A 5,709-nucleotide genomic window follows, 5' to 3' on the forward strand; every position below is an offset into this window, starting at 1 on the left:
CCTCGCGACGGCCGACGACGAGGCGTTCGCCGATCTCTACCGGCGCATCTCCCGCGGCAACGACGCCGGCGTCGATTCGTCGGGCGATGCGGGCGACGCGAGCGCCGCCGACCGCACCCGAGACCAGACCGACAAGCACGACCCGTTCGAGTGACGAGTGAAGGGAGACACCGACGCCGACGCCCCGCGGCGGGCCCGAGTCCGACCGCGCGGGCGACGGCGACTCGCTCCACAGCCCACCGATGATAGACAGAGACGCCGTCCGCGACAACGCGAAGTACCTCAGAAACGTCCGCCCCATCGACCCCGACGAGATAGCCGAGTACATCGAGGGCGCGCCGCATCCCGCCGTGGTGAAACAGACGCTCCGCGAGGAGGCCCACGACCTCGGCCTGTTCGAGCGCGACGACGGCACGTTCGTCCCCGCGAACGACGACCCCGCACCGTTTCAGAACTGGTCGCCCGCGGCCTTCCCCGACGACTACTCGTTCGCCCTCGAAGACCTGCTCATCGGACGCTACGGCGCGAACTGGCACGTCGGTGAGTCGGGCGACCGCCTCCGGGAGCGTGTCCGCCAACTGAAGGAGGACTACTACCGGGGCAACCCCGTCGAGTACGACGAGGACGCTGCGCTCGGCTACGGGATATACCACCTCCCGGACTACTACGCGGTCGTCGGCTACGTCCTCTCTGACCTCGCAGAGCGGAGCCTGCTCCCGCGAAACCCCCGCGTGCTCGACGTGGGTGCCGGGACGGGAGGTCCCGCGCTCGGCCTCCACGACTACCTCCCCGACGACGCCGTCGTGGACTACCACGCGGTCGAGCCGAGCGCCTCCGCCGACGTGCTCGACCGGATGCTCAGCGAGACCCGCCGGAACTTCCGGACGACCGTCCACCGCGAGACTGCCGAGGCGTTCGACCCCGACGGCGAGTACGATATCATCCTCTTCGCTAGCGTTCTGAGCGAACTCGACGACCCCGTCGCGGTCGTCGAGAAATACCTCGACGTTCTCACCGACGACGGCGCAATCGTCGCCATCGCGCCCGCCGACCGGAACACGAGCATCGGCCTCCGCGAGGTCGAACGCGAGGTCGTGCCCGTCGACGGCGACGTGACGGTGTACTCGCCGACGCTCCGCCTCTGGGACGGCTACGCGCCCTCAGACCGGGGCTGGTCGTTCGACGTGAAGCCCGACCTCGACGTGCCGGGGTTCCAGCGCCGCCTCGACGAGGGCCGCGACGAGGACGAGGACGAGGGCACCTTCGTCAACGTGGACGTGCAGTACTCCTACAGCGTCCTCCGGACCGACGGCGAGCGCCGACTCGACGTTCGCGGAAACCCCGCGCGGTTCGCCAAGATGGCCGAGATGGAGCGCCACGTCACGAACCGCATCGACCTGCTGGCGGTCAAACTGAGCCACGACCTCTCGGAGGGGAACAACCAGGTGTTCAAAATCGGAGACGGCAGCGAGGCGGTCGACCACTACGCCGTCCGCACCCGCGACACCGTGCTAAACGCTGATGTGGCCGACGCCGACTACGGCGACGTGCTCGTCTTCGAGAACGTCCTCGCGCTCTGGAACGACGACGAAGAGGCGTACAACCTCGTCGTCGACGACGAGACGCTCGTGGACCGCGTCGCCTGAGCGGGTCGCATCGTCCCCAGCGACGTTCGCGGTTACTTGCCATCGGCCGCCGCCGTGTCTCGGGACATGTTGCGTCCGACGGGTGGCTTTTTGCGGGTTCCGTCCCCAGTCGGACCATGAGCGAACCCAGCATCCTCCTCACCAACGACGACGGCATCGAGAGCGTTGGCTTCCGCGCGCTCTACGACGCCCTCTCGGAGTTCGCCGACGTGACGGCGGTCGCGCCCGCGACGGACCAGAGCGCGGTCGGCCGGAAGATGTCCACCGACGCGGTCGTCACCGAGCACGAACTCGGCTACGCGCTGGAGGGGACGCCCGCCGACTGCACGGTTGCTGGCTTGGAGGCGCTGTGTCCCGACGTGGACATGGTCGTCTCCGGCATCAACAAGGGAGCCAACATCGGCGCGTACGTCCTCGGCCGGTCGGGGACCGTCAGCGCCGCCGTCGAGGCCGCGTTCTTCGACGTGCCCGCCATCGCTCTCTCGCTGTACGTCCCCGCCGGCGGCGACCTGCCGTGGCACGAGAAGGCGACCGACCCGCGGGACTTCCGCGAGGCGACCCACGCAGCCTCGTACCTCGTCAAACACGCCGAGCCGGCCGGGGTCTTCGACCAGTGCGACTACCTCAACGTCAACGCGCCCATGCGCGACCCCAGCGGCGACCCGGCGGACATGCAGGTGACGGTTCCCTCAGAGCTGTACGACATGACCGCGGAGTTCGAAAACGGGACCGTGAAGCTCCACGACCGCGTCTGGGAGCGGATGCGAACCGGCGATATTCCGGACCCCGACGGCACCGACCGTCGGGCCGTCGTCGAGGGCCGCGTGTCGGTCTCGCCGCTGACCGCGCCGCACACGACCCACCGCCACGAGGCGCTGGACGCGCTCGCCGAGACGTATCTGGAGTGAGCGAAACGGGACGCGGGCAACAAAGCGTATATCCGAGGGCCCTGAAACGCCGACGAGACCGATGAACTCGATTTTGCAGGCCGCGGCCGAGTCGGGAAGCGTCACCGGCTTTCTCGTCACTATCGCGGTACTGTTCAGCATCCCACTGGTCATTCTCCTCCTCGGTCGGCTGTTCGAACAGTTCTTCTGAGACCGCGAGTTCGGGCCTTGGCGAATGGAGCGACCCATCGACAATTCGCGGGCTATCTCGCACGCGACAGCCTGACAGTCATTGCAGTCTTTTCATTGATGGGGCATCTGTCACCTGACATGAATCGCGACGAACTCAACGAGTATCTGAAACAGCGACCGCTCTTGGGAGGTCTCTGGCTCGTGGCGATGCTCGGTGTGGGTATGCTGCTGTGGCTGAAACTGCTCCGCCCGGCGCAATCGGTCGTCGACATCGTCTCGAACACCGGCTACCAGTTCGTCTTTCTCGTGGTGGGCGGACTCTGTTACGTGACCTACGTCGGCTTCTCTCGGGGCGTGAACTGACGTTATTCCGACGCCGCCCGCCGGCTGTCCACCAGCAGTTTGTACGCGAGGCCGACGACGCCGGCGAACACCGCGAGCGCCCCGGCGAGGGCGGCGACGATTCCGAGCGCGAACATCAGTCCAAACCCGTAGCCTGCGAGGGCGAAACTGCCGACGGTCAGCAACACCCAACCGCCGACGATGACGGCGAACAGCACGACAGCGTCGTCTTCGGTCGCGTAGCGGAGGGCGTCGCGGGCGGAGACGCGTGACATACCGAACGCGTCGCGGGGGGCGAAGGTGGTCCTTTCGGTCGGCCGACACCAAAGATTGAATCTCGGGCCGGCCGACGGACGCGTATGTCCGAAGCAGACGCCATCGAGCGCGTGGACGAACCGGGTACTGTGGATTCGCTCGCCGCGGACCTCCGCGCGCTCGGCGTTGCGGCCGGCGACACCCTCCTCGTGCACTCGTCGCTCAGTTCGCTCGGCTGGGTCGCCGGCGGCCCGCAGGCGGTCGTGGACGCCCTCCGGACGGTGCTGACCGACGACGGGACGCTGGTCATGCCGACCCACACGGGCCAGTACACCGACCCGTCGGCGTGGGAGAACCCGCCGGTCCCCGACGACTGGGTAGAAGTCATCGGCGAGTCGATGCCGCCGTTCCGCCCCGACGTGACGCCGACCCGCGGGATGGGCGCGGTGCCCGAGTGCTTCCGCAACTACCCCGGCGTCGTCCGCAGCGAGCATCCGACGGTCTCCTTCGCGGCGTGGGGCGCGGCCGCCGAGGAAATCGTCACGGGCCACGAACTCGATTACGGTCTCGGCGACGGGTCGCCGCTGGCGCGAGTGTACGGCCGCGGCGGCGACGTGCTCCTGCTCGGCGTCGGCCACGGAAACAACACCTCGCTCCACCTCGCCGAACACCGCGCCGACTTCGAAAAGGAGCGGACGACCGAGCGCGCGCCGCTTCTCCGAGACGGCGAGCGCGTCGTCGTCGAGTACGACGACATCGAGGTCGAGACCGACGACTTCGAGGAAGTGGGCGAGGCGTTCGAGAGGGCCGTCGGCGCGACCGAGGGAGCGGTCGCGGCCGCGACGCTCCTCGACCAGCCCGCGCTGGTCGACTTCGCCGAAGACTGGTTCGAGTCGAACCGCTGAAGTAGGATGTCGCGGCCGACTCGGTCGGGGCGCGACGCCAGACGCGCGCGCTCAGGCGAGCGTCGCGGTCAGCGTGATTTCCGGCCCGGCGAGCGCCTTCGACACCGGGCAGTTCTCCTTGGCGCGCTGGGCAAGTTCGGCGAACGTCTCCTCGTCGATGTTGGGCACGTCGGCGTCGAGCGTCAGGTCGATGCGCGAGATTTCGAAGCCGCCGCCGTCCGCCGGGTCGAGGTGCACGTCGGCCGCGGTGTGAAGGCTTGTCGGCGTGTAGCCCTCGCCTTCGAGGAACGCGGTCAACTGCATCGAGAAACAGCCGGAGTGAGCCGCGCCGATGAGTTCCTCGGGGTTCGACCCGGGTTCGTCCTCGAATCGCGTCGGGAACGTGAACGTCCCCTCGACGGTCCCGCTCTCGGTCGAGAACTCGCCGCTGCCGTCTTTGCCACCGGTCCACGTCGTCTCTGCTTTGTGCGTGGGCATCTCACGCACACATATGACCGCCAGCGATATGGAGGTGACGACGACGATGGATTCGGAGAGGTTCGACGGGACTCGGCCGGAGTCGGGAGTGCCGGGGCGGCGCGCTACAGGCCGCTCCAGAGCGCGGCGACGCCGAATCCGACGATGACGACGCCGGCGAGTTGGTTCACCCGGCGGAGCACGGCCGGAGTGACGCGCTCTCGGACGCGGTCGACGGCGGCGCTCAGGACGAACCACCAGAGCGCCGACCCGGCGAAGACGCCCGCGACGAGGACCGCCGCCGCGAGGTAGTCGCCCGAGACGCCGACGCCCAGGCCGGCGAAGATGCCGACGAACGCCAGTATCGTCACCGGGTTCGTCAGCGTCAGGAGGAACGTCGACCCGAAGTCGGCCGCGAGGATCCGGGCGTTCGAGTCGAGCGGTGCGACGGCCGACCGCTCGGTCGTCGGTGCCGACTCGACGGACGCCGGGTCGCCCCGAATCGACTGGACGCCGATGTACAGGAGGATTGCGCCGCCCGCGAGAGCGATTGCGTTGCGGTGTCCGAGCAGGACCGACGAGAGCGCAGCGAGACCGAACCCCGCGATGGCCCCGTAGACCGCGTCCGCAGACGCCGCTCCGAGTCCGCTGACGAAGCCCGAACGGCGGCCCTTAGAAAGCGTTCGCTGGATGCACAGTACACCGATTGGACCGACCGGCGCGGCTATCGAGACGCCGAGAACGAGTCCACGGACGAAGATTCCGATTGTGGTGGTTAGTGACATCCTCCCCGTCGTAAACGACGGGGCTTCCCGTACCGCAAGTTGGGATATTTGCTGGTTTACGACACGACCTGTTCTCTCGTGTTGAACGTCCCACTCTCGCGGTCGAACAAGTATGTCGATGGCTGTGCCACACAGCCGTTACTCCTATCCTCACCGTGAGGACTCGGAGTTATCTTCTGCCGCATGTTCTCCGCCCCGTTGCAATCCGCGTTTCCGACCAACCCACACGACTGACAGACGT

Annotated in this window: 8 protein-coding genes and 1 pseudogene; 5 read left to right on the plus strand and 4 right to left on the minus strand. The window is 67.7% G+C overall.

What is annotated here, in order from left to right:
• Nucleotides 1-242 precede the first annotated feature (242 nt).
• The 4 genes from NKF06_RS19460 to NKF06_RS19470 all read left to right on the plus strand — a co-directional run bounded on the left by NKF06_RS19460 (nucleotide 243) and on the right by NKF06_RS19470 (nucleotide 3,088).
• The gene (locus NKF06_RS19460) at nucleotides 243-1,646 is read left to right on the plus strand and encodes a class I SAM-dependent methyltransferase (protein WP_253246354.1); all 1,404 of its coding nucleotides are present in this window, start codon (nucleotides 243-245) and stop codon (nucleotides 1,644-1,646) included.
• Nucleotides 1,647-1,762: 116 nt separating this feature from the next.
• Complete coding sequence (gene surE / locus NKF06_RS19465; RefSeq protein ID WP_008093078.1) at nucleotides 1,763-2,554, plus strand: 5'/3'-nucleotidase SurE; 792 nt, start codon at nucleotides 1,763-1,765, stop codon at nucleotides 2,552-2,554.
• A gap of 61 nt (nucleotides 2,555-2,615) precedes the next feature.
• Entirely contained in the window at nucleotides 2,616-2,744 is a 129-nt protein-coding gene (locus NKF06_RS21055) for a hypothetical protein (RefSeq protein ID WP_256364938.1), read from the plus strand.
• A 119-nt stretch (nucleotides 2,745-2,863) separates the two neighbouring features.
• Nucleotides 2,864-3,088 carry a hypothetical protein gene (locus NKF06_RS19470; protein ID WP_253246355.1) on the plus strand — a complete coding sequence of 75 codons (225 nt, stop codon included), beginning with the start codon at nucleotides 2,864-2,866 and terminating at the stop codon, nucleotides 3,086-3,088.
• 2 nt (nucleotides 3,089-3,090) lie between these two features.
• Here NKF06_RS19470 and NKF06_RS19475 read toward each other — a convergent pair whose 3' ends face one another.
• Complete coding sequence (locus NKF06_RS19475) at nucleotides 3,091-3,342, minus strand: hypothetical protein (protein WP_253246356.1); 252 nt, start codon at nucleotides 3,340-3,342, stop codon at nucleotides 3,091-3,093.
• Between the two features lie 84 nt (nucleotides 3,343-3,426).
• Here NKF06_RS19475 and NKF06_RS19480 point away from each other — a divergent pair, with 84 nt between their 5' ends.
• Nucleotides 3,427-4,227: an AAC(3) family N-acetyltransferase gene (locus NKF06_RS19480; protein ID WP_253246357.1), complete on the plus strand. Its 801-nt coding sequence runs from the start codon at nucleotides 3,427-3,429 to the stop codon at nucleotides 4,225-4,227.
• A 51-nt stretch (nucleotides 4,228-4,278) separates the two neighbouring features.
• Here NKF06_RS19480 and NKF06_RS19485 read toward each other — a convergent pair whose 3' ends face one another.
• The 3 genes and pseudogenes from NKF06_RS19485 to NKF06_RS19495 form a co-directional block, all read right to left on the minus strand.
• A complete protein-coding gene (locus tag NKF06_RS19485) occupies nucleotides 4,279-4,704 on the minus strand; it encodes an OsmC family protein (protein ID WP_253246358.1) in 426 nt (141 codons plus the stop codon).
• Between the two features lie 104 nt (nucleotides 4,705-4,808).
• The gene (locus NKF06_RS19490) at nucleotides 4,809-5,468 is read right to left on the minus strand and encodes a LysE family transporter (RefSeq protein WP_253246359.1); all 660 of its coding nucleotides are present in this window, start codon (nucleotides 5,466-5,468) and stop codon (nucleotides 4,809-4,811) included.
• A gap of 56 nt (nucleotides 5,469-5,524) precedes the next feature.
• Nucleotides 5,525-5,709 (minus strand): annotated as a pseudogene (locus NKF06_RS19495) (RNA-guided endonuclease TnpB family protein); the annotation flags it as partial.

Origin of the sequence: Haloferax sp. AB510, assembly GCF_024136985.1 — an archaeon.
Taxonomy (GTDB): domain Archaea; phylum Halobacteriota; class Halobacteria; order Halobacteriales; family Haloferacaceae; genus Haloferax.

Coding starts and splice junctions, on each gene's coding strand:
- NKF06_RS19460 (WP_253246354.1), top strand. CDS start 243: ATGATAGACAGAGACGCCGTCCGCGACAACGCGAAGTACCTCAGAAAC.
- surE (WP_008093078.1), top strand. CDS start 1,763: ATGAGCGAACCCAGCATCCTCCTCACCAACGACGACGGCATCGAGAGC.
- NKF06_RS21055 (WP_256364938.1), top strand. CDS start 2,616: ATGAACTCGATTTTGCAGGCCGCGGCCGAGTCGGGAAGCGTCACCGGC.
- NKF06_RS19470 (WP_253246355.1), top strand. CDS start 2,864: ATGAATCGCGACGAACTCAACGAGTATCTGAAACAGCGACCGCTCTTG.
- NKF06_RS19475 (WP_253246356.1), bottom strand. CDS start 3,342: ATGTCACGCGTCTCCGCCCGCGACGCCCTCCGCTACGCGACCGAAGAC.
- NKF06_RS19480 (WP_253246357.1), top strand. CDS start 3,427: ATGTCCGAAGCAGACGCCATCGAGCGCGTGGACGAACCGGGTACTGTG.
- NKF06_RS19485 (WP_253246358.1), bottom strand. CDS start 4,704: ATGCCCACGCACAAAGCAGAGACGACGTGGACCGGTGGCAAAGACGGC.
- NKF06_RS19490 (WP_253246359.1), bottom strand. CDS start 5,468: ATGTCACTAACCACCACAATCGGAATCTTCGTCCGTGGACTCGTTCTC.